The organism is Sphingomonas sp. J344 (assembly GCF_024700005.1).
GTDB lineage: Bacteria > Pseudomonadota > Alphaproteobacteria > Sphingomonadales > Sphingomonadaceae > Sphingomonas.
This window is the reverse complement of sequence record NZ_JAJONB010000001.1, coordinates 483265-509776: the sequence shown is the minus strand read 5'-3', so window position 1 is coordinate 509776 and position 26512 is coordinate 483265. Positions and strand designations below refer to the sequence as shown.

At 65.3% G+C, this 26512-nt stretch carries 17 protein-coding genes and 4 pseudogenes; 11 read left to right on the top strand and 10 right to left on the bottom strand.

The window, feature by feature from the left end:
• Positions 1–40: 40 nt before the first annotated feature.
• The 3 genes and pseudogenes from LRS12_RS02550 to LRS12_RS02540 form a co-directional block, all read right to left on the bottom strand.
• Positions 41–3106, bottom strand: a complete 3066-nt coding sequence (locus LRS12_RS02550) for a hypothetical protein (RefSeq protein ID WP_257843170.1) — start codon at positions 3104–3106, stop codon at positions 41–43.
• Between the two features lie 199 nt (positions 3107–3305).
• Positions 3306–4084, bottom strand: a pseudogene (locus LRS12_RS02545) (IS5 family transposase).
• A 246-nt stretch (positions 4085–4330) separates the two neighbouring features.
• The gene (locus tag LRS12_RS02540; protein WP_257843169.1) at positions 4331–5422 is read right to left on the bottom strand and encodes a sensor histidine kinase; all 1092 of its coding nucleotides are present in this window, start codon (positions 5420–5422) and stop codon (positions 4331–4333) included.
• A 133-nt stretch (positions 5423–5555) separates the two neighbouring features.
• On the opposite strand from LRS12_RS02540, the gene LRS12_RS02535 reads away from it, so the two are divergent.
• Positions 5556–5912 carry a response regulator gene (locus LRS12_RS02535; protein WP_257842938.1) on the top strand — a complete coding sequence of 119 codons (357 nt, stop codon included), beginning with the start codon at positions 5556–5558 and terminating at the stop codon, positions 5910–5912.
• Positions 5913–6081: 169 nt separating this feature from the next.
• Here the strand turns inward: LRS12_RS02535 and LRS12_RS02530 are convergent, their stop codons facing one another.
• The 4 genes and pseudogenes from LRS12_RS02530 to LRS12_RS02515 form a co-directional block, all read right to left on the bottom strand.
• Positions 6082–6585 (bottom strand): GAF domain-containing protein, encoded by a 504-nt coding sequence (locus LRS12_RS02530; protein ID WP_257843168.1) that lies wholly within the window; start codon positions 6583–6585, stop codon positions 6082–6084.
• 97 nt (positions 6586–6682) lie between these two features.
• Positions 6683–7180 (bottom strand): GAF domain-containing protein, encoded by a 498-nt coding sequence (locus LRS12_RS02525; RefSeq protein WP_257843167.1) that lies wholly within the window; start codon positions 7178–7180, stop codon positions 6683–6685.
• A 183-nt stretch (positions 7181–7363) separates the two neighbouring features.
• Positions 7364–10836: pseudogene (mfd, locus tag LRS12_RS02520) on the bottom strand (transcription-repair coupling factor).
• Between the two features lie 92 nt (positions 10837–10928).
• Positions 10929–11195 carry a succinate dehydrogenase assembly factor 2 gene (locus LRS12_RS02515; protein WP_257843166.1) on the bottom strand — a complete coding sequence of 89 codons (267 nt, stop codon included), beginning with the start codon at positions 11193–11195 and terminating at the stop codon, positions 10929–10931.
• Between the two features lie 71 nt (positions 11196–11266).
• On the opposite strand from LRS12_RS02515, the pseudogene recG reads away from it, so the two are divergent.
• Both recG and LRS12_RS02505 read left to right on the top strand, forming a co-directional pair.
• Positions 11267–13323 (top strand): annotated as a pseudogene (recG, locus tag LRS12_RS02510) (ATP-dependent DNA helicase RecG).
• Positions 13324–13419: 96 nt separating this feature from the next.
• Positions 13420–13989, top strand: a complete 570-nt coding sequence (locus LRS12_RS02505; RefSeq protein WP_257843165.1) for a hypothetical protein — start codon at positions 13420–13422, stop codon at positions 13987–13989.
• Positions 13990–14153: 164 nt separating this feature from the next.
• Here the strand turns inward: LRS12_RS02505 and LRS12_RS02500 are convergent, their stop codons facing one another.
• Both LRS12_RS02500 and tyrS read right to left on the bottom strand, forming a co-directional pair.
• Positions 14154–14468 (bottom strand): PilZ domain-containing protein, encoded by a 315-nt coding sequence (locus LRS12_RS02500; protein WP_257843164.1) that lies wholly within the window; start codon positions 14466–14468, stop codon positions 14154–14156.
• A 119-nt stretch (positions 14469–14587) separates the two neighbouring features.
• Positions 14588–15814, bottom strand: a complete 1227-nt coding sequence (gene tyrS / locus LRS12_RS02495) for a tyrosine--tRNA ligase (RefSeq protein ID WP_257843163.1) — start codon at positions 15812–15814, stop codon at positions 14588–14590.
• A 41-nt stretch (positions 15815–15855) separates the two neighbouring features.
• On the opposite strand from tyrS, the gene LRS12_RS02490 reads away from it, so the two are divergent.
• The 8 genes from LRS12_RS02490 to LRS12_RS02455 all read left to right on the top strand — a co-directional run bounded on the left by LRS12_RS02490 (position 15856) and on the right by LRS12_RS02455 (position 25758).
• Complete coding sequence (locus LRS12_RS02490) at positions 15856–16392, top strand: DOMON-like domain-containing protein (protein ID WP_257843162.1); 537 nt, start codon at positions 15856–15858, stop codon at positions 16390–16392.
• 152 nt (positions 16393–16544) lie between these two features.
• On the top strand, positions 16545–18938 hold the full coding sequence (locus LRS12_RS02485; RefSeq protein WP_257843161.1) for a TonB-dependent receptor: 2394 nt from the start codon (positions 16545–16547) through the stop codon (positions 18936–18938).
• 231 nt (positions 18939–19169) lie between these two features.
• A complete protein-coding gene (locus LRS12_RS02480) occupies positions 19170–20366 on the top strand; it encodes a DUF1343 domain-containing protein (RefSeq protein ID WP_257843160.1) in 1197 nt (398 codons plus the stop codon).
• A 124-nt stretch (positions 20367–20490) separates the two neighbouring features.
• Complete coding sequence (locus LRS12_RS02475; RefSeq protein ID WP_257843159.1) at positions 20491–21657, top strand: hypothetical protein; 1167 nt, start codon at positions 20491–20493, stop codon at positions 21655–21657.
• Positions 21658–21692: 35 nt separating this feature from the next.
• Positions 21693–22793 carry a DUF2336 domain-containing protein gene (locus LRS12_RS02470; protein ID WP_257843158.1) on the top strand — a complete coding sequence of 367 codons (1101 nt, stop codon included), beginning with the start codon at positions 21693–21695 and terminating at the stop codon, positions 22791–22793.
• A complete protein-coding gene (locus LRS12_RS02465) occupies positions 22790–24166 on the top strand; it encodes a HAMP domain-containing sensor histidine kinase (protein ID WP_257843157.1) in 1377 nt (458 codons plus the stop codon). The genes LRS12_RS02470 and LRS12_RS02465 overlap by 4 nt, the downstream gene beginning before the upstream one ends.
• Positions 24167–24171: 5 nt before the next feature.
• On the top strand, positions 24172–25386 hold the full coding sequence (locus LRS12_RS02460; protein WP_257843156.1) for a S41 family peptidase: 1215 nt from the start codon (positions 24172–24174) through the stop codon (positions 25384–25386).
• Positions 25387–25395: 9 nt separating this feature from the next.
• Positions 25396–25758: an MmcQ/YjbR family DNA-binding protein gene (locus tag LRS12_RS02455; protein ID WP_257843155.1), complete on the top strand. Its 363-nt coding sequence runs from the start codon at positions 25396–25398 to the stop codon at positions 25756–25758.
• Here the strand turns inward: LRS12_RS02455 and LRS12_RS02450 are convergent.
• Positions 25759–26497 (bottom strand): annotated as a pseudogene (locus LRS12_RS02450) (MauE/DoxX family redox-associated membrane protein). It lies immediately after the preceding gene.
• Between the last annotated feature and the right edge of the window lie 15 nt (positions 26498–26512).

Sequence of the window (26512 nt, the reverse complement as noted above, 5' to 3'; positions counted from 1 at the left end):
GCAGCAGACGCTTTCTACTGCCCACGCTGAACCTGGCGGACTAGCGGCCGAGTATGCTCACCATCCGACGGGATTTTGTATTCCAGACACGACCAGTGTTATCCGCGCTCCCGGAAATGAGCAGGCGAGCATTGTCGCTGAAACTCAATGCGGTGACGCTGCCGCTATGCCCTTGCAGCGTGGCGCGAACTTTGCCTTTGGCCACATCGACCAGGTGGATGCAGCCATCCTTCAGCCCAATCGCTGCAATCTGACCATCACGGCTGAGCGTTACTACGGTTAGTTGCTCAGCGGGCGAGGCACCGTAAATGAGCCTAAGTGAGTTCAGCAAGTTATCCCATATGCAGACTGCCCCACCGCGCGTTACTAACTGCCCTGACGCGACCATGATCGTAGATTTTCCACATTGGCCAACGGCCACCGATCTTACGCTTGAACCGTCTCGCGCGTCGAAGCTCAACAGCTTCTCAGGATCATTTTTCGGCAGGATGAACAGTTTGGAATGTGCGAACGCTGGTGCTTTCTCACTAATCTCCAGCCGCGCGATCTGACGCCCCGTATTTGCGTCCCACAGCACAGTGCGGCCTGTCGTTGCAAGTACACCGGCCACGCGAGTCCCATCGTGCGATAACGCGAATTGCTTGATTGGCTCGAGGTCGTCAGTGAGTCGCAGTCGCGTACCATCGGGTCGGATAACCTCTACAGCATGTTCATATTTTATCGCCCAGGTGCCGTCTGCGGCTCGCGCGGCGTCGCCGGAATAACTCTTGTTGCTCACCTCGCGTACGATCTCACCTCGAACGAGGTCGACGATGATCACGCGGCCAGCAACGATCAGCGCATGAGTTGCGTCAATCAACTCGACGTGGGTCGGCGTGCCGATGGTGCCGATAAGGAAGCGCTGTACGCCGCTTGAACCGTCCCAGATGCGAATTGTCGCGTCGAGGCCGCCAGTGACGACCAATCGGCCATCCTCAGAGACCGCTGCGGCCGTGACTTGCTTCTCGTGCTGACTGACCCCCGGCAACGTGACCGCCGCCGCACGGGTCGGTCCTGCCGAGCGACGCTGCGCTCGCCGCTGGTCCAAAAGGGCGGACCAAGCTGCGGTAACTTGAAGCCGATAAAGTGTGTGGAAGCGGTGGATATATGTAGTCTGACCCTTACGCAATTCGGCCGCCGCTGGACGCATCGTGGCAAGCGCGGCGAGTGGGCGCTTGGCCTTGATCCGCAAGTCGCCCAATCGTGTGCGAAGGTCGATCATTGTCGGATTGCCCGCTTCAAGAGTTCGCCCTGCGATGGCAAGGGCTTCACTCAGCAACGCTTCGGCCTGATCTATGTCGTCCTGCTTTGCATAGTCTTCGGCTAGGGCAACGCGGGTCTCAACGGCGAGCAAGTCGGCATCGTCGCGCTTGATCAGCTGCTTGAGCAGGTCCGCCCGGATTGCTCGCGCTTCGGCGTCGCGCCCGAGCAGGGCGAGTCCCTTCGCTTCGATGAGCATCGCACGACCCACATATTTTCCTGAGAAGCTGGCTGTCTTGCCAAAAAGCGAATAGGCCTTCTTGGCCGCTGCGACTGCCTTTTCAGTTTCTCCGAGAGCAAAATAGGCTTCGCTGAGCGCTGACATCACTTTGCTGTGAAACGAGTCCGTTAGCCGGCTCGATCGCGGACGCGTACTCACCTCGACGACGAGGGGCTCAAGCAGGGTACGTGCTTCTTGGAAGCGCTTTCCAGCGATCAGCAGATCGCTAAAGGCCAGAATTGCTCCCGGTATCATTCCCTTGCCTGGAGCTCCGAGGATCCACCGATAAGCATCGGCGGCCTCATCCTCCAGACCAAGCTCGGCGAGCCGGCGAGCAGCCTGCAGATAATAGTAACCGTCAGCATACTCGACCTCCCAGCGACGCGTATCCTGGCGCTGGAGCACCGCGATCAGGCCGCGTGTACGCGCCGCGTCAGGACTGTCGGAACGTGCATAGTCGACAAATTTCTCGGCGATCACGCACCGCTCGGTTTCTCCTGGCGGATCGAAACACCGCTTGTCGACGCGATCGGGCTGGATCGAAAGAATGTGCACCGCATAGTGAACAGTGATCGCCACCTTGCGGCCATCGGCCGACACAGCGAGCACGCGCCCATTTGAACTACCGATCGAGTCCGCCAAAATGCGTATCTGACCGTTGGCAGGGTTCACCAGCAGCAAGCGATCGGGCCCTCTGAGCCACAGCAGCAGCATCCCGTCCGGCCCAGCCCAGATCTTGTCGATCGTTGCCCCATCGGGGGTGCTCTTGGCAGGGCCAATCCGTCGCCCGTTCTGCGGATCCCAGTGGTGCCAGTTGGAGCCCTTGTACGTCGCTACGCTGCTGTCGGTCAGGCGCACGATGGAAAAGCTGCCTTCTGCGCTGGGGAGGAAGCTGCGGACCCATCGACGATTTGTGACGTCGTATTCACGTAGCGAGCGGTAATTATTGATCAACAAGCGGTCTTCCGCTCCCGGCATTGCCCCAACCGACAACAATGTAGCGACCTGCTGCTGCGCAAGAACACGCCCGGTCATGTCAGAAACGGTCAAGACGTCGCTTTCGTCGATTGACGGAGATTCGACCACGGTCACGACATATTTGCCGATGAACCCCACATATTTGAACGTGCCTGGCAGCTCCGCGAGCTTCACTGCTCGATCGACATCAAACAGTTCCGAGCGTCGGGTCTTCCGATAGCTCACCAGCAGAAGTCGCCCGTCCGGCGAGAAAATGACTTCCGGCCATTCGTCGGTTGGAATGGCGTGGCTTAACAGCGTCCGGCGGCTGCGCAGATCGACTACACGGATGGTCTTGTTGATGAGCGCGGCGCGACTGCCGTCGGCTGCGAGGACGATGCTACCTGCATTTGGGTCGGGCGCCAGCAAAGTGTCGCGCGTGCCGTCGCGTTCACGAGTCACCGATCCGCCGAGCCACGCAACGACGAGCGCACCATCTTTCGTGAATGTCGCGGCGCTTGCAGAGCGTGGCACGTGTGTCTGTGCAAAAGCAGGACTGACGAATGCAATCGAAAGAACCACCAAAAGCAGAGATGCCGCTCGTAGCAAATATCTTTCGATGCGCTGCATAGCTTGCTCCCCTCACGGAGAATGCCAAGCTCCCGCACCAATGCCAACCGTCAGGAACTGACGAACGGTGACTATAAGATTGGATCGATGAATCGACCTCGGCGGCCGACGTTGCCACATAGGCGCCGCTTGGGGGGCGCCCTAACATGTTCGGGCATTACGTCGCCCACTTGTCAGGAATGCGCCCTAGGGTCGGGACTCATAACCACCATGTGACGGCTGCGGCGAGGTAGATGGCGCTGAGGAAGTTGGTGGCGAGCTTGTCGTAGCGGGTGGCGATGCGGCGATAATCCTTGAGGCGGCAGAACATGCGCTCGACGGCGTTGCGGCCCTAGTAGAGCGTCTTGGAGAAGCAGCTTTTCCAGCGGCGGTTCGTCTTGGAGGGGATGTTCGGAACGGCACCCTGCCGCTCGATCAGGTCGCGGATCGCATTGCTGTCGTAAGCCTTGTCCGCGAGCACGATGGTGCGCGGCGCGAGATCATCGAGCAACACATCGGCTGCGCGGCAGTCGGCGACCTGGCCACCGGTCAGCAGGAAGCGGAGCGGCCGACCTTCGCCGTCGGTGAGCGCGTGGAGCTTGCTGTTGCGGCCGCCCCGGCTGATCCCGATCGCCTGGACGAGCGCCCCCCTTTTCCACCGCCCGCGGAGCGGTGCGCCTTCATATGCGTGCTGTCGATCAGGACCTCGGCGGGCGGCCCGCCTGCTGCCGCGAGCGTGACGAACAGCTCCTGCCACACACCCTTTGCCGCCCAGCGCACGAACCGGTTGTAGAGCGTCTTCCTCGGCCCGTAGCAGGCCGGCGCGTCGACCCAGCGCCCGCCCGACTTCACCACATGAATGATGCCGCTGATCACCCGCCGATCATCGACCCGCGCCACACCGCGCACCTTGTCCGGCAGCAGCGGACGAAGCCGCTCGAACTGGGCTTCACTCAACCAAAACTCGCTCAAATCCACGCTCCTGCTGGCGCAGCGCATGAATCACATCCCAGCCGCCAAGGGAATCCCGTTTATGGGTCCCGACCCTAGTTCCGGTCGTTCGCCATGCCCCTCGCTGATCCCGAAAGCGGTCGTTCACCCAAGCGGTGATGGATCGGCTGCCTTTGGGCGGGAAACGGTCCGGCGACTTGGAAGCAACAATCAGCAAAAAGCGGGCAACAGGCCGCGCTTCCCGATCAGCTGCCTTTGTCGCAGGCGCTGGTGGCGGCGCGCGTCACCCGCTAACTACGGTTGCACCTCAAACGACACTTTGAAACAGGTGCCACCGTCGGGTCGGTGACCGCTCGTCAACACTCCGCCGAGTTGTCTGGCAAGCGACACGACAACTCGCATGCCCAAGCTTTGGCTGGTAGCTGTCGGGTCGAAGTCTTTCGGAAGATCGCGACCGTCGTCCGAGACGATCAAGGCATGCTGATTGGCCTCGATCTCATAGCGTACCTGGATCAGCCCCCGCCCGTGCTTGGCCGCGTTCGTCACCAGTTCGTTGACGAGCAGTCCGATGGGTTGGATGATCGTGGTTGGGATAACGCCTTCATCACCGCTTACGTCAATTTCTCGATCGAGAATCGACGCGAGCTCGGCGCATAACCGCCTGAGGAACGTGATGCAGGATGTCTGATCGGTCGCCTCGACGTAAAAATGCCGGTGCACCTGCGCGACTGCAGCAACGCGGTTGGCGGCAAGCTGGAGATGACCGACTGTATCCGGGTCAGTGAGCGCTCGGCTTTGCATTGAAAGCAAGCTCGATACGAATTGCAGGCTGTTCATCACCCGATGGTCGATCTCCTTGGCCATCAACTCAGCCTGGGAGACCGCGCGTCGCGCCGAAAGCTGCATTTCGATCTGGTCCATCACAATCGCTGCAAGGTCTTTCAGGTCGTCGATCTGCGACTGGTCGATAGGCCTTGCCTCCTTGTCGATGATACACAGCGTCCCAAGATTATGGCCGTCGTCCGTGGTCAGGGGCACGCCAGCATAAAAGCGAAGCCCGAAGTCGCCCGCTACCAACGGGTTGGCGAGCGAGCGGGGATCGATGCTTGCATCGGTGAGGATGTGCGGATCGTCAGAAAGAATGGCCGAGGCGCAAAGGCCGGGATCGCGTCCGATCTGCTTAACCGGTACCCCATGGTGCGATTTGAACCAGATTCGGTCCTCATCGACGATGCTGATGATTGAGATCGGCACCCGGAAACGCCGCGCCGCCAACGCGGTGATTCGATCGAACGCACCATCAGGTGGCGTATCGAGTATGTCGTAACGCCGAACGGCCGCGAGGCGTAAGGGCTCATCTGCTGGAATAATTGATGCGCTGGCCATTAGAACTCGCTTTTGCCTCGGCTGGAATTGTTCCGAGGTGGCCCCGCAAGTACCATGAACATTGCCGCATGTGAACGTCTACGGATCAATAAGGTACTGACTGCGTTAACAAAATTCGCGAGGAGTTTATCGCATGTACCATGTTTTGATCATCGAGGATGAACCACTGGTCGCAATGGCCATCCAGGATATTCTGGAGTCACAGGGTGCGACGTCGTTTGAAATAGCTGATACGCAAGAGGCGGCTGTCTCCGCAGCAACAGCTCACCAGCCCGACATGATCACTTCCGATGTGAAGCTGCTGGAGGGTACGGGGCCGCACGCAGTGGCTGAGATCCACAGGAGGTTGGGGCCAGTTCCAGTGATCTTCATCAGTGGAACACCTGAAGAGTGCATACCATGCAACCCGCCCGGTTCAATCGTGCTCAAGCCCTTTACGGCGCAGGCCCTGATCTCCGCGTTTCGCGAAGTCGGCATCGCGGCTATATAGCCAAACAAAGCCTCCTGATTGGCCGCATTTCCCCATTGAGAATGGCAACTTGCGGGATCAGGCAGCCACTCGATCCCGCTGCTGGCCAACGGCAGCTTTCACCGCGCCTCGGCCAAAAGCTGTCATCCCGCTACCGGCCCATATCCAGACGGAAACGCCCCCTCCTCGCTCACCCCGCCTCAGCGATCACCAGCATCTCCGGCGGCGCAATGAACGCGCGCTCCGCCGCCGCTGCCAGTTCCGTCATCAACTCCACCGCCAGCGGGTCGATCGGGCCTGTGGTGCCCCAATAGACGCCGATCGCAGCGACCGCGCCGATCGGGAAGACGGCGAGGCTGGCGACGTAGAGGGCTGCGTAAAGGTCCATGGGCACGCGCGGGTCGGCGCGGATGTCGGGGATTTGCAGGATTTTCCCGGTCAGGATCGCGATGCCGGTGACGCAGCGTTTGGCGAGGAAGCTGCGGCCCTTCCACATCGGGGTGATCGCATTCTCGCCGACATAATGGACCTGGTCGCCCTCCATCCGGACGATGGTGATGCCTTCGGACCCGGCGATGCCGCGCGCGTTGCGCGCGAGGATGCGGATCGCCGCGTCAGGGCCGTCGGCGGCGGCGAGCAGGTCGATTGTATGAGCGAGCAGGCCGCGACGGGCTTCCTCTTCGCGCTGAGTCATCGTGGGTTCTCCGAGGGCGTAACGATCGTACGCTTCGGTAGACCCCGCCGCAACAATATGGCTGCCCATTACGGACAAGTGCGCGGCGCGGCGTGCGCTATTCCATGCGCGCGCTGAGGACCGGCGGCGTCGCGAAGGCCGGGCGGGCGGCTTCGGCGAGCTTGGCCATCAGCTCGACCGCGAGCGGGTCGATCGGGCCGGGGGTGCTCCAATAGGCGCCGATGCCGGCGGTTTCGCCGGCGGGGAACACGGCGAGGCTGCTGACGAACAGCGCGACATAGAGATCGAGCGGCACGCGCGGGTCGTAGCGGATGTCGGGGATCAGGATCGGCTTGCCGCCCATGATCGCAAGGCCGGTGACGCACTGGCTGGCCTGAAAGCGGCGGCCCTTCCACAAGGGGGTGATCGCGTCTTCGCCGAGATAATGGACCTGATCGCCCTCAAGCCGGACGATGGTGATGCCTTCGGAGCCCGCAATGCCGCGCGCGTGGCGCGAGAGGATCTCGACCGCCTGATCGGGGTCGCGCACGCCGTCCAGCGCCGCAATGGCGCGGTCGAGCAGGGCGCGGCGGTCGGCCGGGTCGGGGCCGGGCATGGGCAATCTCCAGTTAGAAGACGGGTGTAAGGCGCGGGAAATGCTGCCGCAAGTTCGGTTGGTCGTATTCTCTCCCCTCCCGCTTGCGGGAGGGGTCGAGGAGGGCCTGTCCACACGCGCCGCGGCCTATTTGACAGGCCCTCCCTAACCCCCTCCCGCAAGCGGGAGGGGGATAAGAAGGTTTCATCCCGCCGCCTTGGCGAGGCCGCGCGAGATTTGCAGGGCGGCGTTGAGGCGCGCCTTTGGCGTGGCGAAGGCGCGGGCCACCACCAGCTTCATGTCCGGGCGCAGCTTGGCGGTGCCGTCGAGGCGCTCGACATAGGCGAGCAGCCCGTCGATGTTGGGGAATTTGTCTTCGTGGAAGGTGACCAGCGCGCCCTTTGGCCCGACGTCGATCTTGGCGATGCAGGCGCGCTTGGCGTTCAGCTTGGCCTCGATCAGGGTGAGGAGGTTTTCGGTTTCCTCGGGCAGCTTGCCGAAGCGGTCGATCATCTCGGCGGCGAATTCGTCGATGCCGCGCTTGTCCTCGACCTCGTTGAGGCGGCGGTAGAGGCCCATGCGCAGGTCGAGGTCGGGGACGAAGGTTTCGGGGATGAGGATCGGGGCGTCGACGGTGATCTGGGGCGAGAGGTCGCGGGGGCGGTCGCTGGCCATGCCGCCGGCCTTGGCGTCCATGATCGCTTCCTCCAGCATCGACTGGTAGAGTTCGTAGCCGACCTCCTTGATATGCCCCGATTGCTCGTCGCCGAGCAGGTTGCCCGCGCCGCGAATGTCGAGATCGTGGCTGGCGAGCTGAAACCCCGCGCCCAATGAGTCGAGGTCCGAGAGGACCTTGAGGCGCTTTTCCGCGCCCTCGGTCATCATCCGCTGCGGCGCGGTGGTCATGTACGCATAGGCGCGGGTCTTGGCGCGCCCGACGCGGCCACGCAGCTGGTAGAGCTGGGCAAGGCCGAAGCGGTCGGCGCGGTTGACGATCATCGTGTTGGCGGACGGGATGTCGAGGCCCGATTCGATGATGGTGGTGGAGACCAGCACCTCATATTTCTTGTCGTAGAAGGCGGACATGCGCTCCTCGACCTCGCTCGCCGCCATCTGGCCGTGGGCGACGACGTAGCGGACTTCGGGCACTTCCTCGCGCAGGAACTGTTCGATATCGGGCAGGTCGGCGATGCGCGGCGTGACGAAGAAGCTCTGCCCGCCGCGATAATGTTCGCGCAGCAGCGCCTCGCGCAAAACCACCGGGTCCCACGGCATGACATAGGTGCGGACCGCGAGGCGATCGACCGGCGGGGTCTGGATCACCGACAGCTCGCGCAGGCCGCTCATCGCCATTTGCAGCGTGCGCGGGATCGGCGTGGCGGTGAGGGTGAGCATGTGGACGTCGGACTTGAGCGCCTTCAGCCGCTCCTTGTGCGTGACGCCGAAGCGCTGCTCCTCATCGACCACGACCAGGCCGAGGCGCTTGAACTCGACGCCCTTGGCGAGGACGGCGTGGGTACCGATGACGATGTCGATCTGGCCGGATTCGAGGCCCTCCTTGGTCGCCTTGGCTTCCGCTGCGGGGACGAGGCGGGAGAGGCGGCCGATCTGGATCGGGAAGCCTTCGAAGCGGGCGACGAAATTGGTGTAATGCTGGCGCGCGAGCAGGGTGGTGGGGCAGACGACCGCGACCTGATGCCCCGCCATCGCCGCGACGAAAGCGGCGCGCAACGCCACCTCGGTCTTGCCGAATCCGACATCGCCGACGACGAGGCGGTCCATCGGCTTGCCGGCGGCGAGGTCCTCCAGCACGTCGCCGATCGCGCGGTCCTGATCGTCGGTTTCGGTAAAGGGGAAGCGGTCGACGAACACCGGGTAGCTGGCGGGATCGGCCTCGACGATGTCGGCGGGGCGCAGCGTGCGCTTGGCGGCGGTGAGGATGAGTTCGCCCGCGATCTCGCGGATGCGCTCCTTCATCTTCGATTTGCGGCGCTGCCAGGCTTCGCCGCCGAGACGGTCTAGTGAGGCACCCTCTTCGGAGGAGCCGTAGCGGGAGAGGACTTCGAGATTCTCTACGGGGACGTAGAGCTTGTCGCCGCCGGCATAGGTGAGGGCGACGCAGTCATGCGGTGCCTTTTGCACCGGGATTTGCGTGAGGGCCTTCGTAGCGCCCGATGCCATGCTCGATATGCACGACGAGGTCGCCGGGGGAGAGGGTGGCGAGTTCGGCGAGGAAGGCGTCGGTCGATTTCTTGCGCCGGTTGCGGCGGACCAGCCGGTCGCCGAGCATGTCCTGTTCGGTCAGCAGTGCGATGTCGGGCGCGGTGAAGCCGTGGTCGAGGGGCAGGACGATGAGCGCGACATTGCCCGAGTCGCGGCCCCCGGCTGAGGCTCCGAGCGCTTCCTGCCAGGTCTCCGCAAAGACCGCGTTGGCGAGGCCGTGGTCGGCGAGCAGGCCCTTCAATCGCTCGCGCGAGCCGGTGGAGTAGCTGGCGAGTATCGGCTTCTTGCCCGCCTTGCGCAGCTTGGCGAGGTGATCGGTGACGGCTTCGTAGATGTTGCTCTGCGCAGCGCGTTCGGGGGCGAAGTCGCGCGGGCCGTCGACGTTGAAGTCGAGGGCGGTCGCGCTTTCGGGCTCGTGGAACGGGGTGGCGAGATGGGCGCGGGCGGATTTGAGGCGCGTCTCCCACTCGGCGGGGAGGAGGTAGAGCTGGTCGGTGCCGAGCGGGCGGTAGCTGCCCGCGTCGGTCGATTGAGCGCGGACGCGGTTGGCCTGATAGTCGGCGATTGCTTCGAAGCGCGACTCCGCCGCGCGGGCTTCGCCCGAATCGCGGACGATGACGGCGTCGGCTGGGAGGTGGTCGAACAGCGTTTCCATCCGCTCTTCGAACAGCGGGAGCCAATGCTCCATGCCGGCGAGGCGGCGGCCTTCGCTGATCGCCTGATAGAGCGGGTCGCCGGTGGCGGTGGCGCCGAACTTCTCGCGATAGCGGGTGCGGAAGCGCTTGATCGTGTCTTCGTCGAGCAGGGCTTCGGACGCGGGGAGCAGGGTGAAGCCGTCGACGCGGCCGGTGGTGCGCTGATCGGCGGGGTCGAAGGTGCGGACGCTTTCGATCTCGTCGCCGAAGAAGTCGAGGCGGAGCGCCTGCTCCGCGCCCGAGGGGTAGAGGTCGACCAGGCCGCCACGCACCGCGAACTCGCCGCTGTCGTGGACGGTGTCGGTGCGGACATAGCCGTTGGACGACAGCAGGGCGGCGAGCTTGTCGAGCGAGATGCGCTCGCCGGGCGCGAGGCGTGCGGTCATCTGGCGGATGCGGAACGGGGTCAGCGTTCGCTGGGTCGCGGCGTTGGCGGTGGTGAGGATCAGGCGCGGCTTGGTGGTGCGGGACTGGAGCGCGGCGAGCGCGGCCATGCGTTCGGCCATGATGCGCAAGGTCGGGCTGGCGCGGTCGTAGGGGAGGCAGTCCCAGGCGGGGAACTGGATGATCTCCAGCTCGGGCGCGAAATAGGTCGCGGTGGAGGCGACCGCGCGCATCGCGGATCGTCGGGGGCGATATAGACCGCACCTGCCTCACTGGCGCGCGCGAGATCGGCGAGCAGCCAGGGAGAAAGCCCGTGGGGACGCCGGCAAGGGTCAGCGGCGTCTTGGCGGAGAGGATGCGGTTGAGGTCGGGCATATTCCAGTTCGTCACCCCGGCGAAAGCCGGGGTCTTTCTCCGCACGCGAGCGGCTTTTGGCAGGAGACCCCGGCTTTCGCCGGGGTGACGGGTCACTTAGAAATCGGTAAGTAATCCAGCGACTTGAGGTCATACATCATCGGCCCTTGCCAGCGCGCAGGCGTGGGTTCGGTTCCCATCGCCCAAGCCATGATGTCGACGTCCTGTTCCTCCATCAGATCCTCGAACCACGCGACTTGCTCCGCATCCCAAGTGGCCGAGCGCGCGTCGAAGAAGCCGCCGAGCATCAGGTCGGCTTCCTTGACGCCGCGGTGCCAGGCGCGGAAGCGGAGGCGTTTGAGGCGGGTGTCGTGATCCATGTTTTTCCAACGCAAATAGGCCGACGGCGCTGGAATGCGCCCTCGGCTTGGGTGTAGGCAGGCAGATAGAGATGCGTCCCGATATCCTCAACCCGCTCTTTGCCGAAGTCACCGCGCTCAAGGGCGTGGGGCCGCAGCTGGCCAAGCCGCTCGAGCGGCTGGGGCTGGCACGGGTGGTGGATGTCGCCTTCCATTTGCCGAGCGGTTACATCGACCGGCTGCCGCGCGAGGAGCTGGATCAGGCAGATGTCGGGCGGACGATCGCGATTCGGCTGACCCCGGTGAATTACCGCATGAGCGGCAGCGCGCGGGCGCCGGCGCGGGTCGAGGCGACGGATGCGCGCGGCAATTATGTGACGCTGGTCTTTTTTGGCGGGAATAGCGGCTGGGCGAAGAAGCAGCTGCCGCTGAACGAAGCCAAATGGGTGTCGGGCCGGCTCGACCAGTACGGGCAGGAACTGCAGATCGTGCACCCGGAGATTGCCGCGATCACCGATCCGCGGCCGGGCGGGCGCGAGGCGATCTATCCGCTGTCGGAGGGGATGACGTCGAAGCGGCTGGCGGATTTTGCGGCGCAGGCGGTGGCGCGCGCGCCCGATCTTCCCGAATGGATCGAGCCGAGCTTGAAGGATCGCAAGGGCTGGCCCGACTGGCGTGATGCGCTGGCCGCGATCCATGCCGATCCGGCGGATGTCAGGGCGCGCGACCGGCTGGCCTATGACGAGGTGTTCGCCAATCAGCTGGCGTTGATGCTGGTGCGCGGTGCCGCGCGGGCGAAGAAGGGGCGGGCATTGCAGGGCGACGGGCGGCTGCGCGATGCGCTGCATTTGCCCTACACGCCGACGGGGGCGCAGGCGCGGACGATCCGCGAGATCGAGGGCGACATGGCGCAGCCGCGCCCGATGCTGCGGCTGCTGCAGGGCGATGTCGGCGCGGGCAAGACGCTGGTGGCGGCGATGGCGCTGCTGATCGCGGTGGAGGCGGGGGCGCAGGGGGCGATGCTGGCGCCGACCGAAATCCTCGCGCGGCAACATTATGAGACGTTGCGCAAGCTGTTCGCCGGGCTGGGTGTCGAGATCGCGATCCTCACCGGGCGCGACAAGGGGCGCGCGCGGGAGGCGACGTTGATGGGCGTCGCCGATGGATCGATCGACATACTGATTGGGACGCATGCGATCTTTCAGCAGGGGGTGGAGTATCGCGACCTAGGGCTGGTCGTGGTGGACGAGCAGCATCGCTTTGGCGTGGCCGAGCGGATGATGCTGCAGGCCAAGGCGAAGACCGCGCCGCATCTGCTGGTGATGACCGCGACCCCGATCCCGCGCACGCTGCAACTCGCGACGCATGGCGAGATGGATGTGAGCAAGCTCGACGAGATGCCACCGGGCCGCATGCCGATCGAGACCAGCGTGATCAGCGAGGAGCGGATCGAGGAGGTGGTCAACGGCCTTGCCCGGCATCTGTCGTCGGGAGGGCAGGCATATTGGGTGTGCCCGCTGGTTGAGGAGAGCGAGAAGACCGACCTGGCCGCCGCCGAGGCGCGGGCCGAGGCACTGCGCGCACGGTTCGGGGAGCGGGTGGGCCTGGTCCATGGCCGGATGAAGGGGCCGGAGAAGGACGCGGTGATGGCGCGCTTTGCCGGCGGCGAACTTGGGGTGCTGGTCGCGACGACGGTGATCGAAGTCGGGGTCGATGTCCCCAACGCGACGCTGATCGTGATCGAGGCGGCGGACCGGTTCGGGCTCGCCCAGCTACACCAGCTGCGCGGGCGCGTCGGGCGCGGCGGGGGGCGGTCGGTGTGCGTGCTGTTGCGCGGGGGACGTTGAGCGAAACCTCGCGCGCGCGGCTGGCGCTGATGCGCGAGACCAATGACGGGTTTCGGATTGCCGAAGAGGATCTGCGGCTGCGCGGCGCGGGCGAGATGCTGGGGACGCGGCAATCGGGGGAACAGACCTTCCGGCTCGCTCCGCCCGAGAAGTTCGCCGAGCTGATAGCGGCGGCGACCGATGACGCTCGGCTGCTGGTCGACCGCGACGGCGGGCTGGACGGGGAGCGCGGGCAGGCGGCGCGTGTGGCGTTGTATTTGTTCGAGCGGGATGCTGCGGTGGGGTTGTTGCGTGCGGGGTAGCGATGAGCGAAGCCCCCGCTGAAGGAAGCGCAAAGCACTTCCTAACTCTGACTGTTTTCGACACTCTGTCCTAAGGGAAACGGCTCGGAGACTTATATGCGGTCAGCGCTTATCATCGCATCTTTGCTTTGGTTCACGGTTGCGTATGCGCAGGACGTGCAAACAGGCTCCGTAGCTGAGGCACCCGCAAACAATCAGGAAATGGCGGATATTTTCGCTGCCGATCAGGCTGCACGTGCAGAGCCTTCAAAGATCGATTGGGAAAAGCTCAGCGCTTCTGACAAGCTGCGGCGCGTTCGAACTCAGGCGCTGGTCGATGCCGGCAAACTGAATAGCGCCGATGACTACTATCATGCGGCTTATGTATTTCAGCACGGCGATGAGGCTGAAGATTGCCTGAAGGCTCATGCTTTTGCGGTTATCGCTGCCGCTCGCGGCAAGCGCGAAGCTAGCTGGATCGCCGCGGCGACGCTTGATCGCTATCTGCAACGGATCGGCCAGCCGCAAATCTATGGCACCCAGTTTAGACGCGCACCCGGCGGGAAATGGACGCAAGAACCCTATCGGCGCGATTTGTTGTCGGATGCGATCCGACAGGCTTCTGGCGTACCGACCGTCGCCGCACAAGAAGCGCTGAGGGCTGATTGGGAACGCCGCCTTCCGTAGCGCAATGGCGGGCTGGACGGCGTGTGGGGGCGCGGCGCTTGAGGTTGGAGTGCTGCGCTCGGGGAGGGGTGGACCCCGGCACGGGGGCCAGGGTGACGATAAGAGTGTTGCGGGCGGGTGCGGCGATCTCGCCCCTCCCCTTCAGGGGAGGGGTTTAGAAAGGCTCAACCCGCCTTCAGCATCTGTGCCAGCAACTCGTAATAGCTCGCCAGATCGACCGCGCTGTCGAAGCTCACGCCGATGCGGCCCCCGAGCGCCCAGCGGATTTCCGCCGGGACTGCGCCGACCACCGGGAGCATCACGCGCAGCCGGTCGCCCTCGGCAAAGGGGTGTTCGCAGCGTGCCATCAGGCCGTGGGGAGAGACGTTGACGATCAGCAGCGTGTGCGGCTGGGCGTCGGGGCCGAAGGCGCGGGCGCGGAAATGGACTTCGTCGCGCTCGGTGGTCCGGCGATCACTGTCGGCGGCTGTGGCCCGCACGATGGACGAGAATTGATAACTCACGCTGCCCCCGAAACTCGAAGCTCTCGTAGGATACTTCTAGTTCAGGGGTGTAAACAGCACGGGAATCAGCGTGGTTACCAAGCCTCTGCGTGTTTTTACGAGGGGGTGAGCATCCCGTGATGCTTCTTGCCCGCCGAGACGCGGATTTCCGCCGCGCCGACGGTGACCGTCGCCGCCTCGTCGCTGACCTTTTCGCCGTCGATGCGTGCGCCGCCGCCCTTGATCAGGCGGCGGGCCTCGCCCTTTGACGCGGCGAAGCCGAGGCCGACGAGCGCGTCGACGACGCTGATCTCGCCGCTGACCGACAGGGTCGGGAGCGCGTCGCCGGAGGTGCCTTCCTCGAACGTCTTGCGGGCGGTCTCCTCGGCAGCCAACGCGGCGTCGCGGCCGCGGCACATGGCGGTGGCTTCGGTGGCGAGAATCTTCTTCGCCTCGTTGATCTCCGCCCCCTGGAGCGCTTCGAGGCGGGCGATTTCGTCGAGCGGCAGGTCGGTGAACAGACGCAGGAAGCGGCCGACATCGCGGTCGTCGGTGTTGCGCCAGAATTGCCAGTAATCGAAGGCGGGCAGCGCGTCTTCGTTGAGCCACACCGCGCCCGACATGGTCTTGCCCATCTTGCCGCCGTCCGCCGTGGTGATCAGCGGGGTGGTGACGCCGTACACCTCGGTCCCGTCGACGCGGCGCGACAGTTCGATGCCGTTGACGATGTTGCCCCACTGGTCCGACCCGCCCATCTGCAGGCGGCATCCGGCGCGGCGCGACAACTCCAGGAAGTCGTATCCCTGGAGGATCATGTAGTTGAATTCGAGGAACGACAGCGACTGTTCGCGGTCGAGGCGGAGCTTGACCGAGTCGAAGCTGAGCATCCGGTTGATCGAGAAATGCTTCCCGATGTCGCGCAGGAACGGGATGTACTCGAGCTTGTCGAGCCAGTCGGCATTGTCGACCATCACCGCGTCGGTCGGGCCGTCGCCAAAGGTCAGGAACTTCTCGAACACCGTCTTGATCGACGCGACATTGGCCGCGATGACCTCGTCCGTCATCAGCTTGCGCGCTTCGTCCTTGAAGCTGGGGTCGCCGATCTTGCCGGTGCCGCCGCCCATCAGCACGATCGGCTTGTGCCCGGTCTGTTGCATGCGGCGCAGCAGCATGATCTGGACGAGGCTGCCGACATGCAGCGAGGGCGCGGTGGGATCGAAACCGATATAGCCGGGCACGATCTGCTTGGCGGCCAGCGCGTCGAGCGCAGTGGCGTCGGTGACCTGGTGGATGTAGCCACGGTCGGACAGGGTGCGGAGCAGATCGGATGCGTATTCGGTCATGGTGCGCGGGCGGTTAGCACAATTTGGGATGAGTGAAACATATGGAGTGGAAGCTGATTGCCCATCCAAGTGGCGCGACGCCGAAATTTGTTGTTTCCGCCAGTTACCGGCAACTCGATTCAGAGCTGTGGGCGTTCAGCTATCGCGTCACGGGGGCGGTGTCAGGCTTGGTCGTGCCGCGCCCCGGACGTGCGTCGCCAGCCCGGACAGATAATTTGTGGCAAACCACCTGTTTCGAGGCGTTTGCCCGAGTTGGCGGCGAGTGCGCTTATCGTGAGTTCAACTTCTCGCCGAGTGGCGACTGGGCTGTGTACGCATTTGACGACTATCGACGCGCGATGACCCGCCCATTGGTGGGGCAGGAACTGACAGTCATGGCGATCGAGGACTCCGACTGCCTGGTAGTCGAAGCGATATTCGCTCGGCGTGAATTGGCGGGTGGCGATCAACTCAATCTCACCGCCGTGATCGAAGAAACCGACGGCACAAAATCCTATTGGGCGCTGGCGCATCCGGGGGACAGGCCAGACTTTCATCATCCGGATGGGTTCGTGCTTGAACTCCCGGGGGCAGCGTAATCGCGACGCGAATAGATGGTTGCAAATACAAACCATCTGTCCATCGCCCGAATAGTTTCGTCGCATAACTGTTATTGACATGAACAATTTCAAATGTGAGTAATATCGCACCGCCGATCGCCAAGAATCGCGGGTGACAGGGGAGTGTGACGATGGGTCGAGGGACTTCGCGCGCGCAGGGCCGTGCAGCATCCAGCATCGCCGCGATTGCGGCATTTCTGAGCTTTACCGCAGCCGCGCCCGCGCTGGCGCAGGATGCTGCAGAAGAGGCGTCGTCGGCAGCCAGCGACGAGATCGTCGTCACCGCGCGCCGCCGTGAGGAGAGCCTGCAGGACACACCGGTCGCCATCTCCGCGTTCAGCGCCGAGACGCTGCAGGAACGGCAGATCACCCAGACTCAGGATCTTGAGCGGATCACGCCGAGCCTGCAGTTCAAGCCCGCCGGCCAGCTGTCGGGCAACAGTGCATCGTCGGTCGTGTTCATCCGCGGCGTGGGGCAGGTCGATCCGACCGCAGCGGTCGATCCGGGCGTCGGGGTCTATCTCGACGAAGTATATCTGGGCCGCGCCGTGGGCGGTGCGATCGATTTCGGCGATATCGCCGGGGTCGAAGTGCTGCGCGGGCCGCAGGGGACGCTGTTCGGACGCAACACGATCGGCGGCGCGATTCTGGTCCGCACGCAACAGCCCAAGCTGGGCGAGTTCAGCGGCCGGGCGCGGGTGCGCGGTGGCAGCGAGAACCTGATCGAGGGCTTTGGCGTGGTCAACGTGCCGCTGGGCAGCACCGTCGCCGCGCGCGTTTCGGGCGGGTTTCGCAAGCGCGACGGTTACGTGATCCGTGCGGTCGACGGCCTCGATCTGGGCAATGAGAACCGCTTCTCGCTCGCCGCGTCGCTGCTGTGGGAGCCGTCGAGCGACTTCGACCTGTTCGTGCGCGCCGATTACAGCAAGCAGGACGAGAATGGCGCGCCGTTCACCTTTGCAGGCATCAATGAACAGGCGCCGGTCGCCGCAATCGCCAGCGTCGCTGCGGGCTGCCCCGGCGCGACGATCCCGTTCGCGCCTTTGGTCCCCGGCGATCCGCGCTTCGGCGCGCCGAACGTGCCGATGATCAACGACATCCGCTGCGCCAACGACCTTCAGGCGCGCGGGCCTTATGTCAACGGCGGCACCGCGCCGGTCGAGAGCAATTCGGAAGTGTGGGGCATCGGCGCGACCGCCAATATCCGCCTGACCGATGTCGCGTCGGTCAAGCTGATCACCTCCTACCGCGAGACCGAATCGCGCGGTATCCGCGACGGCGACAATACGCCGCTGCTGCTGATTACTACCGATGTCGCGGCGCAATCGGCGCAGTTCAGCCAGGAGGTTCAGCTTCAGCTCGACTTCGGATCGGTCAATGCGATCATCGGCGGATATTATTTCAACGAGGTCACCGACGAGCGCGCGACCGTGCCGCTCGCCTTCCCGCCCTCGCCGCCGGTGATCGGGTCGCTGCTGGCGGGTGGGCCGGGGTCGCGCGACTTGCAGCTGTCGCGGCTCAAGACCGATTCGGTCGCGGCGTTCGGCGAGCTGGCGTGGAACGTCACCGACGCGCTCGAGATCAGCGGCGGCCTGCGCTATACCAGCGACCGCAAACATTATCGCGGGACGGTGCTCAACCTGTTCCCGGCGACCCTGCCCGACCCCAATCCACTGCCCACGCTGGCCACGTCGCAGGGCGGGACGCTGTTCATCTTCAATCGCCCGTTCATGCAGGATTTCTCGGCGCTGACCGGCTCCGCCAGCATCCAGTATCGCTGGAACGACGCGATCAGCACCTATGCGTCCTATGCGAAGAGCTTCAAGTCGGGCGGCTACAACACGCGCTACAACGCCGCGCCCGCAGGTAATCTGCCCGTGCCGTTCGCCGAGGAAAGCGTCACCAGTTACGAAATCGGTGCGAAGACCAATATCGGGCGTCTGCGCCTGAACCTCGCCGCGTTCCAGGCCGAATATCAGGATATCCAGCTGATCTTCCGCCAGGGCGTCGTGCCGCTGCTGTTCAACGCGGGTGAGGCGCGCATCCGCGGGCTCGAGGCCGAAGCCAGCCTGCGCACGAGCTGGGGGCTGACCTTCGACGCGGGGATCAGCCTGCTCGACGACCAGATCAAGAGCATCACCCCGGTGCCCGGCGCGACCGCAACGGTGACGCCCAACGACGACCTGCCCTTCACGCCGGACGTGCAGGCCAATTTCGGCATCGCCTATGCGATCCCGCTGGGCGGCGACATGACCCTGACGCCGCGCGTCGATGGCAGTTACCAGTCCAAGATCACCTTCATCACCGGCAGCATCCCGCTGATCGAGGAGGACGGCTATTTCGTCGGCAACGCCTCGCTGACGCTCAAGCTCGGAAACGGGATTGAGGTCAGCGGCGGCGTCAACAACCTGCTCGACGAGCGCTATCTGATCCAGGGCAACGCCTCGCTGGCGACGCTGGGCTATGCCGAGCGCATCTTCGCCCGCCCGCGCAGCTGGTATGTCCAGGTGGCGGCTTCGTTCTGATCGGGACGGGGAGGCTCGCGCGGGCCTCCCCCGCCCATATGGCCCCGTCCGGGCCGCACTCCACTTGCCTGTCACCTCGGCCGCCGTGCCGGGGGCCACCGGGTGTCACGCGCGGCGCAAGAGGCTTGAAGCCAGCCAGTGCGGATGTGTGGACCCCGGAACAAGTCGGAGGTGACGAAGTTGGGGGTGCGGGGCTTGCTTCCCTTTCCAACTCCCGGCACCTGAAGCCTCATGAACTTCGGTATCGACCGGCTGCTCGCCGACCCCGCGCTTCTCGGACAACTCAAGGGCCGCCGCGTCGCGCTGCTCGCGCACCCCGCGTCGGTGACGGCGGACCTGACCCACAGCGTCGACGCGCTGGTCGCGGCGGGGCTGGATGTGTCGGCGATGTTCGGGCCACAGCACGGCGTGCGCGGCGACCTGCAAGACAATATGATGGAATCGCCGGACTATACCGACCCCACTTACGGGATGCCGGTATTCAGCCTGTATGGCGAAGTGCGGCGGCCGACGGGCCAGTCGATGCATACGTTCGACGTGGTGCTGATCGATCTGCAGGATCTGGGCTGCCGCATCTACACCTATGTCACGACCCTGCTCTACATGCTCGAAGCGGCAGCGGCGCATGGCAAGGAAGTGTGGGTGCTCGACCGACCGAACCCGGCGGGACGCCCGGTCGAGGGACTGACCCTGCTGCCCGGATGGGAAAGCTTTGTCGGCGCGGGACCGATGCCGATGCGGCACGGCATGACTTTGGGGGAGATGGGCGCGTGGTTCATCGATCACTTCAAGCTCGACGTCGCCTATCGCGTGATCGCAATGCAGGCGTGGCAGCCCGAGGCAGCGCCCGGCTATGGCTGGCCGCCCGAGCGGGTGTGGATCAACCCCAGTCCCAATGCCGCCAACGTCAACATGGCGCGCGCCTATGCGGGGACGGTGATGCTGGAGGGCACGACGCTGTCCGAAGGCCGTGGGACCACCCGCGCGCTGGAGCTGTTCGGCGCGCCGGATATCGACGGCAAGGCGGTAATTGCCGAGATGCGGCGGATCGCGCCGGAATGGACCGCGGGTTGCACGCTGCGCGATTTCTGGTTCCAGCCGACCTTCCACAAGCATGTCGGGCAATTATGCAGCGGCGTGTTCATCCATGCCGAGGGGGCGGGGTACGACCACGCTGCGTTCCGGCCGTGGCGGTTGCAGGCGTTGGGGTTCCGGGCGATCCGGGCGTTGTACCCGGATTACGATCTGTGGCGCGATTTTCCCTATGAATATGAGTTCGAGAAGCTGGCGATTGATGTGATCAATGGCGGGCCGGGGTTGCGGGCGTGGGTCGATGATGCCGGGGCTGCGCCGGACGATCTGGATGCGGCTGCCGGGGCGGATGAGGCGGCGTGGGTGGAGATGCGGGCGCGGTTCCTGTTGTACTGACCGTGCTCCTGCGAAGGCAGGAGCCCAGAGTCACAGGCCGATTGCTCCGCCACTCTGGGCTCCTGCCTGCGCAGGAGCGCGGAAGGTGCTTCCCCCGCCGAATCAATTCGCCTAACCGGGCAAGATGCTGGCGGGGCTGATCTTTGCGACCGAGGATGCGGGGGACCGGGCGGGGGTGCTCGCCGCGACGCTGCCGTTCGGCGGCATGACGCTGCTCGAATATCAGGCGCGGCTGCTGATCGGGGCCGGGGCCGGGCATATTCTGATCGCGGTGAGCCGGGTTACGCCGGCGCTGCTGGGGGCGGTTAACCGCGCGGCCAAGCGTGGCGTGCCGGTCGATATCGTGCGGTCGGCGGCGGAGGCGGCGGCGCGGGTCCACCCGCTCGCGCATGTCGTGGTGATCGCCGATGGGTTAGTCACGACCGACGATGTGATCGACCGGATGGCAGGTGAAGGCAAGGACGCGATCCTGGTGACGCAGGAGCCCGCCGCATCTCTCGAGCGGGTCGACGCGCGCAATTGCTGGGCAGGGGTTGCGCACACCCCGGCGCGGCGGATCAAGGATATTGCCGACTTCCCGCCCGATTATGATTTCCAGTCCACCCTGCTGCGCGCGATCGTGCAGGCGGGGGCGGAGCAGGTGATGCTGTCGGCGGGGGCGGTGCGGGCCGGACACGGCGTGGAGCGCGAGGGTGCGGCGCTGGCCAGCCGCAGCAACGCGGTGCTGGCCGCGCTGACCGAACGGCGGACAAGCTGGGCCGATCGTCATGTCTTTACCCGCATCGCGCGCTGGGTGCTGCCCAAGGTGGTCGAAAAGGGCATCCCCGCCTGGCTGCTGATGGGCGGTGGTGCGCTGACCGGCGCGGGTGCGGTCGCGCTGATCGCGTTCGGTTTTGCGTGGGGCGCGGGAGTGGCGATCCCAGGTGTCGCCGCACTGGCGACTGGCGCGGCGCTGTCGGCACTGCGCGGCGAGGAGAAACGCGCGCTGATGCAGGAGGCGCTGATCGGTGCCATTGTCGGCGCGGTAGTCGGCGCGCTGGGGCTGATCGAGATGCGTCTGGACAAGACGCTGGACGGTGTAATCCTCGCATTGGTGACGATCGCCGCGACTGCCATCGCCGAACGGACCCAGGCGGTGATCCGTCGCTGGTGGGGCAGCCCGGCGGCATATCTGCTGCTGCTCACCCCCTTCGCGATTGCGGGTCGGGCCAGCTGGGGGCTGGCGGTGATCGCCATCTATGCCTTTGTGACGCTCGCGGCGGCGGTTGAGAGCCGGCGGGAAAAGCCTTAGGGCTGCCTTAACCGCATTTCGCTATTCCGGAGACCATGTCCGACCCGAATGTCGACATGAGTGACGGCACCACCAATCGGGGTGCCCGCACGTTGCTTGCGCATGCCGCAGGCGCGGACGCTGCCGCTTGGCGTGGTCTGGCGACGGCAATCGACGATTTCTTCCTCCCCGAATCGCACCGGCTGGATGAGCGGACGCGGGTTGGCCTCGCCCGCTTGCTGCGCGCGCTGGTCGACACGGTCGAGGGCGAGATTCGCGATCATGGCGTACGCCAGCTTCGGGTGCAGGGCGAAACTGCGCTGGCCGATACGCTTGCCGAAGCCGAGGGGGTGTTCGACCCGCTGTGCGATTCGGGCCTGCTGCGCGACCGTGAATTGATGGCGGAGCTGATCGCGCAGGTACGCCAGGAGTTGCTGGCCAGCAGCATGCCGGTGCAGGCGCATGACGATCCCGAACGGCCGAGCCTGATCAACCGATTCGTCCAGCATCCCGACCGGGTGCTGGCGCAGAGCGCGATGGGCGTGCTGATCGCCGAAAGCCGACGCCGCAGCCTTCCCGAAGCCGGGCCGCTGCCGCAGACCGATCTGCCCGCCGAGCTGCACCACAAGCTGGTCTGGTGGGTCGCGGCTGCGTTGCGTTTGCGCGTGGCCGCTGCGGATATCGCGACGCTTGACCGTGTGCTGGCCGAAGCGGCGCAGCGCAGCCTGTCGGCGCATGATGAGGGCGATCGGGTCGAGGCGGCAGTGATGCGCCTCGCAGCGGCAATCGACGCGCAGCCCGACGAGCTTCCAGAATTGCTCAACGAAGCGCTGGGCGACCGGCGCGTGACCTTGTTCGCGGGGCTGCTCGCGCATGCGCTCGGGGTGGACTACGCCGTTGCGCGCAGCCTGGCGCTCGACGCAGGGAGCGGGCGGTTGTGGGTCGCGCTGCGCGCGCTGGACCTCGATCGTGAGGCGATCGCGCGGCTGGGCCTCGTGCTCACCGAAGCCGATCCGCGCCGTGACATCGAGGCATTCGCCAACACGCTCGACACGATCATGGCTGTCGCGGTCGAGGACGCACGCGCGGCGCTCGCGGGATTGCGGCTTCCGCCAGACTATCGCGCCGCGATTCAGGCGCTGGCGCGCGCGGCATGAACGCGATCGACCCGCATCTTCCCATCGCAATCGGGCGCGTCGGGCGCGACGGGCGGCTGCTCGACGCAGAGCCGCGCCTGTCCGACCTCAACAGCCGTGCGGGCGGCAAGCAGGGCGAGCCGCTGGCAGTGCCGCAAATCGCGTCGATTGCGCGGCTCGCGCTGCGGCTGGGCATCGCCATCTCGCGCAACATCGTCGCGGCGGACGGCGAGGACGATATCGACCTGTGGGTTCGTGCCGAGCCCGATGCCGACGGCGTCCGGCTGGAGGTCAGCGGATGGCGTCCCCGCGCGGCATGGCGGGCGGCGGAGGATGAGGGGCGCGAGGATGATTTCCTGCGCAGCGATGCGGATTGGGTGTGGGAATGCGATTCGGCGATGCGGCTGACGCATCTGTCGATCGAGGCGGGAGCGCGCTACGGATTCGATGCGGGCAAGATGCTTGGTCAGCCGCTGACCCTGCTGTTCGCGCTGGAGGCGGATGAGGAGGGCGCGCTGCCGATCCTGACTGCTGCTGCGGAGCAGGGGCGGTTCGAGGGGCAGGTCGCCGAACTGCGCGGCACCGGTCGCCGCGTCCGGCTGTCGGCCAGCCCGCGCGTCGATGCGCAGGCGCGCTTTGCCGGCTTTACCGGCGCGGCCGAGATGATCGACCCGGCGGAGGACACTGCCCCGTCGCAGCCCGTCGCGCCGCAAGCGGTGTTCACCAACGAGTTCGGCCAGCGGCTGGACCGTGCGCTGCGCAAGCCGCTGAGCCGGATCATCGCCAATGCCGACAGCATCAGCGCCCAGCTCGATGGGCCACTGCGCGCCGATTATGCCGACTATGCCGGCGACATCGCCAATGCCGGCCGGCATTTGCTATCGCTGGTCGATGATCTGGCGGACCTTACCGCCGTCGAGCGCGACGATTTCGAGGTCGAGGCCGAGCCGATCGATCTCGCCGATGTCGCGCGTCGCGCCGCCGGGCTGCTCGCGGTGCGCGCGAGCGAGGCCGATGTGCGGATCGACAAGCCCAAGGCGGACGAGAGCCTGCCCGCCACCGGCGAGTTCCGTCGCGTCCTGCAGATCATGGTCAACCTCATCGGCAACGCGCTGCGCTATTCGCCGCCGGGCGGATCGGTCTGGGTGCGGCTGGAGCGCGAAGGGCAGCTCGGCTGCGTCATCGTCGCCGATCAGGGCAAGGGCATCGCGGCCGAGGATCAGGCACGCATTTTCGAGAAATTCGGTCGGGTCGACCCCAGCGAGCCGGGCGGCAGCGGGCTTGGCCTGTATATCGCTCGGCGGCTTGCCCGCGCGATGGGCGGTGATATCACCGTGGACAGCGCACCCGGCCAGGGCGCGCGCTTTGTCCTGACCCTTCCTGCCCGCGAGTAAAGTCCATGATCACCCGCCGCGCAACGCTGGCTGGCCTAACCGCCGGCCTGACCCTCCCTGCGCTTGCCAAGGAACCGCCGCGCGACGTGACGCTCGCGCAGGATTTCGACGAGATGTGGGAGACGCTGCGGGACCGCTATTGCTTCTTTGGCGAGAAGGCGACCGATTGGGACAAGGTGCGCCGTGTCTATCGCCCGCGCGCGATCGCGGCACCGAGCTGGAATGATTTCGCGCACGTCCTGCGCGCCGCACTGGGCGAACTCTATGATCCGCACAGCTCGGTCCGCAGCGGTCCCAACGGCATTGCGAGGACGCCGCCGTTCGACCTGATCGTGGAGCGGAGCGCGGGCGAGTTGCGCGTGACCAGCGTTGCCGCGGACTCAGCGGCCAGCGCAGCAGGACTGGCGATCGGCGATATCGTGACCGCAGTCGATGGCGTGCCGGTCGGGGACGCGATCACGGCGGCGGCGCTGACCTGCCTGTCGCGGCCCGATCCGGCGGCGGATCATTTCGCAATCAACGCGGTGGTCGCCGGCAAGCGCGCGATGGCGCGGCAGTTCACGCTGGCGGGGAAGGGGGAGGTCGCGCTGCCGATTGTGCGGCGCGCGGAACCGCCGACCATCGCGCATCGGCGGCTGGAGGGCGGCATCGGCTGGATCGCGATCCGCAGCTTTGGCGACTATATGGCGACCGGGGCATTCGATGCCGCCTTGGCCGAACTGCGCGACGCCCCGGCGTTGATCATCGATGTGCGCGGCAATGGCGGGGGCGATACCGCGGTCGCACGCCCGATCATGGGGCGTTTCATCACCACCCGCGCGCCCTATGCACTGATGCGGCGGCGCGCGGGGCGTGGGCTGAGCGCGCCGTGGACCGAATGGGTGGAGCCGCGCGGGCCGTTCACCTATGACCGACCCGTGATCGTGCTGTGCGACCGCTGGAGCGCGAGCATGGCCGAGGGGTTTCCGATGGGGATGCGCGGTCTTGGCCGGGCCCGCATCGTCGGAACGCCGATGATGCAGCTGGGCGCGGCGGTGTTCCCGCTGCGGCTCGACCGCACGGGGTTCGAGATCCAGTATTCGGCCGAGCCGGTCTATGACGTCGCCGACCGGCCGCGCTGGAAGCTGGAGCCGGATGTGCTGGTACCCGACGATGCTGACATTCTCGCCGCCGGACTGGCCGAGGCGCAACGGATGGTCGCGGCGGCCGGACCACGCTAGGCTGGGTCCATGCCGACTCCCAAAGCGATCATCGACGAACTGCGTGCATGGGGCCTGACCCTGCCCGGCGCGCATATCAAGGCCCCCTGGCCCGATCACGCCGACCTCGCGGTCAATGACAAGACCTTTGCCTATCTGTCCACCGGCGATGCGTTCCAGATGTCGGTGAAGCTGCGCTACACCAGCGACGCAGCGCTGGAACTGCCCTATGCGACCCCGACTGCCTACGGACTGGGCAAGAGCGGCTGGGTCAGCTTCGCACCCGATGCCGACGCGATCCCCGACATGGCGCAACTGCGCGACTGGATCGAGGAAAGCTATCGCGCGCAGGCACCGAAAAGGCTGGTCAAGGAACTCGACGCGGGCGGCTGATCATCGCCACAACATCCAAAGCGCCATGGCCACCATCATCACATTCTCGGTCAGCGAGATAAAGCCGAGCGGGACGTTGCTGTCGCCCCCCATGCACGCGCATTTGAGGTCGCGCTTTTCGACATACACCGCCTTGAACACCGATACCGCGCCGACGCTGCCGATGAACGCGGCGAGCGGGATCGAAAGCCAGTGCAGCGCCTGTGCGGTCATCAATATGCCCGCTGCACCCTCGGCGAACGGGTAGAGATAGGCATAGGGGACCCAGCGCCGCGCGAGCAGGTCGTAGCCGAGGAACATGGTCGAGAAGCTCTCGACATCGCGGAGCTTCTGGATCGCGAGCGCGACCATGCTGAACGAGATGAACCATTCGGCGGCGCGAATGGTAAAGGGTGCGCCATAGGCGGCGTGGCTGGCGGCGAGTGCCATCAGCGCCATCATCCCGAACAACGCAATGACGGGGGGCATAGCTCGTCTCGCCCTTTTCGCGGACGTGCAGGCCGAAATGGCGGCGCAGATCGTCGTGACCGCCGATCCGGCGGCCGCCGATGAAGGTCTGGGGCGTGGTCTTGACGTCGTGCTTGGCCTTGAACGCGTCGGTTTCTTCGCGGGTCTTCAGCCAGTGATCGTCCACCGCATAACCCTTTCGCTCGAGCAGCGCCTTGGACTTGAGACCATAGGGGCAGATATGGCCGGGCATGACCATACGATACAGGGTGGCGACTGGCTTGCCGGGCATGACGAACTCCTTGGA

Coding starts and splice junctions, on each gene's coding strand:
- LRS12_RS02550 (WP_257843170.1), bottom strand. CDS start 3,106: ATGCAGCGCATCGAAAGATATTTGCTACGAGCGGCATCTCTGCTTTTG.
- LRS12_RS02540 (WP_257843169.1), bottom strand. CDS start 5,422: ATGGCCAGCGCATCAATTATTCCAGCAGATGAGCCCTTACGCCTCGCG.
- LRS12_RS02535 (WP_257842938.1), top strand. CDS start 5,556: ATGTACCATGTTTTGATCATCGAGGATGAACCACTGGTCGCAATGGCC.
- LRS12_RS02530 (WP_257843168.1), bottom strand. CDS start 6,585: ATGACTCAGCGCGAAGAGGAAGCCCGTCGCGGCCTGCTCGCTCATACA.
- LRS12_RS02525 (WP_257843167.1), bottom strand. CDS start 7,180: ATGCCCGGCCCCGACCCGGCCGACCGCCGCGCCCTGCTCGACCGCGCC.
- LRS12_RS02515 (WP_257843166.1), bottom strand. CDS start 11,195: ATGGATCACGACACCCGCCTCAAACGCCTCCGCTTCCGCGCCTGGCAC.
- LRS12_RS02505 (WP_257843165.1), top strand. CDS start 13,420: ATGCGGTCAGCGCTTATCATCGCATCTTTGCTTTGGTTCACGGTTGCG.
- tyrS (WP_257843163.1), bottom strand. CDS start 15,814: ATGACCGAATACGCATCCGATCTGCTCCGCACCCTGTCCGACCGTGGC.
- LRS12_RS02490 (WP_257843162.1), top strand. CDS start 15,856: ATGGAGTGGAAGCTGATTGCCCATCCAAGTGGCGCGACGCCGAAATTT.
- LRS12_RS02485 (WP_257843161.1), top strand. CDS start 16,545: ATGGGTCGAGGGACTTCGCGCGCGCAGGGCCGTGCAGCATCCAGCATC.
- LRS12_RS02480 (WP_257843160.1), top strand. CDS start 19,170: ATGAACTTCGGTATCGACCGGCTGCTCGCCGACCCCGCGCTTCTCGGA.
- LRS12_RS02475 (WP_257843159.1), top strand. CDS start 20,491: ATGCTGGCGGGGCTGATCTTTGCGACCGAGGATGCGGGGGACCGGGCG.
- LRS12_RS02470 (WP_257843158.1), top strand. CDS start 21,693: ATGTCCGACCCGAATGTCGACATGAGTGACGGCACCACCAATCGGGGT.
- LRS12_RS02465 (WP_257843157.1), top strand. CDS start 22,790: ATGAACGCGATCGACCCGCATCTTCCCATCGCAATCGGGCGCGTCGGG.
- LRS12_RS02460 (WP_257843156.1), top strand. CDS start 24,172: ATGATCACCCGCCGCGCAACGCTGGCTGGCCTAACCGCCGGCCTGACC.
- LRS12_RS02455 (WP_257843155.1), top strand. CDS start 25,396: ATGCCGACTCCCAAAGCGATCATCGACGAACTGCGTGCATGGGGCCTG.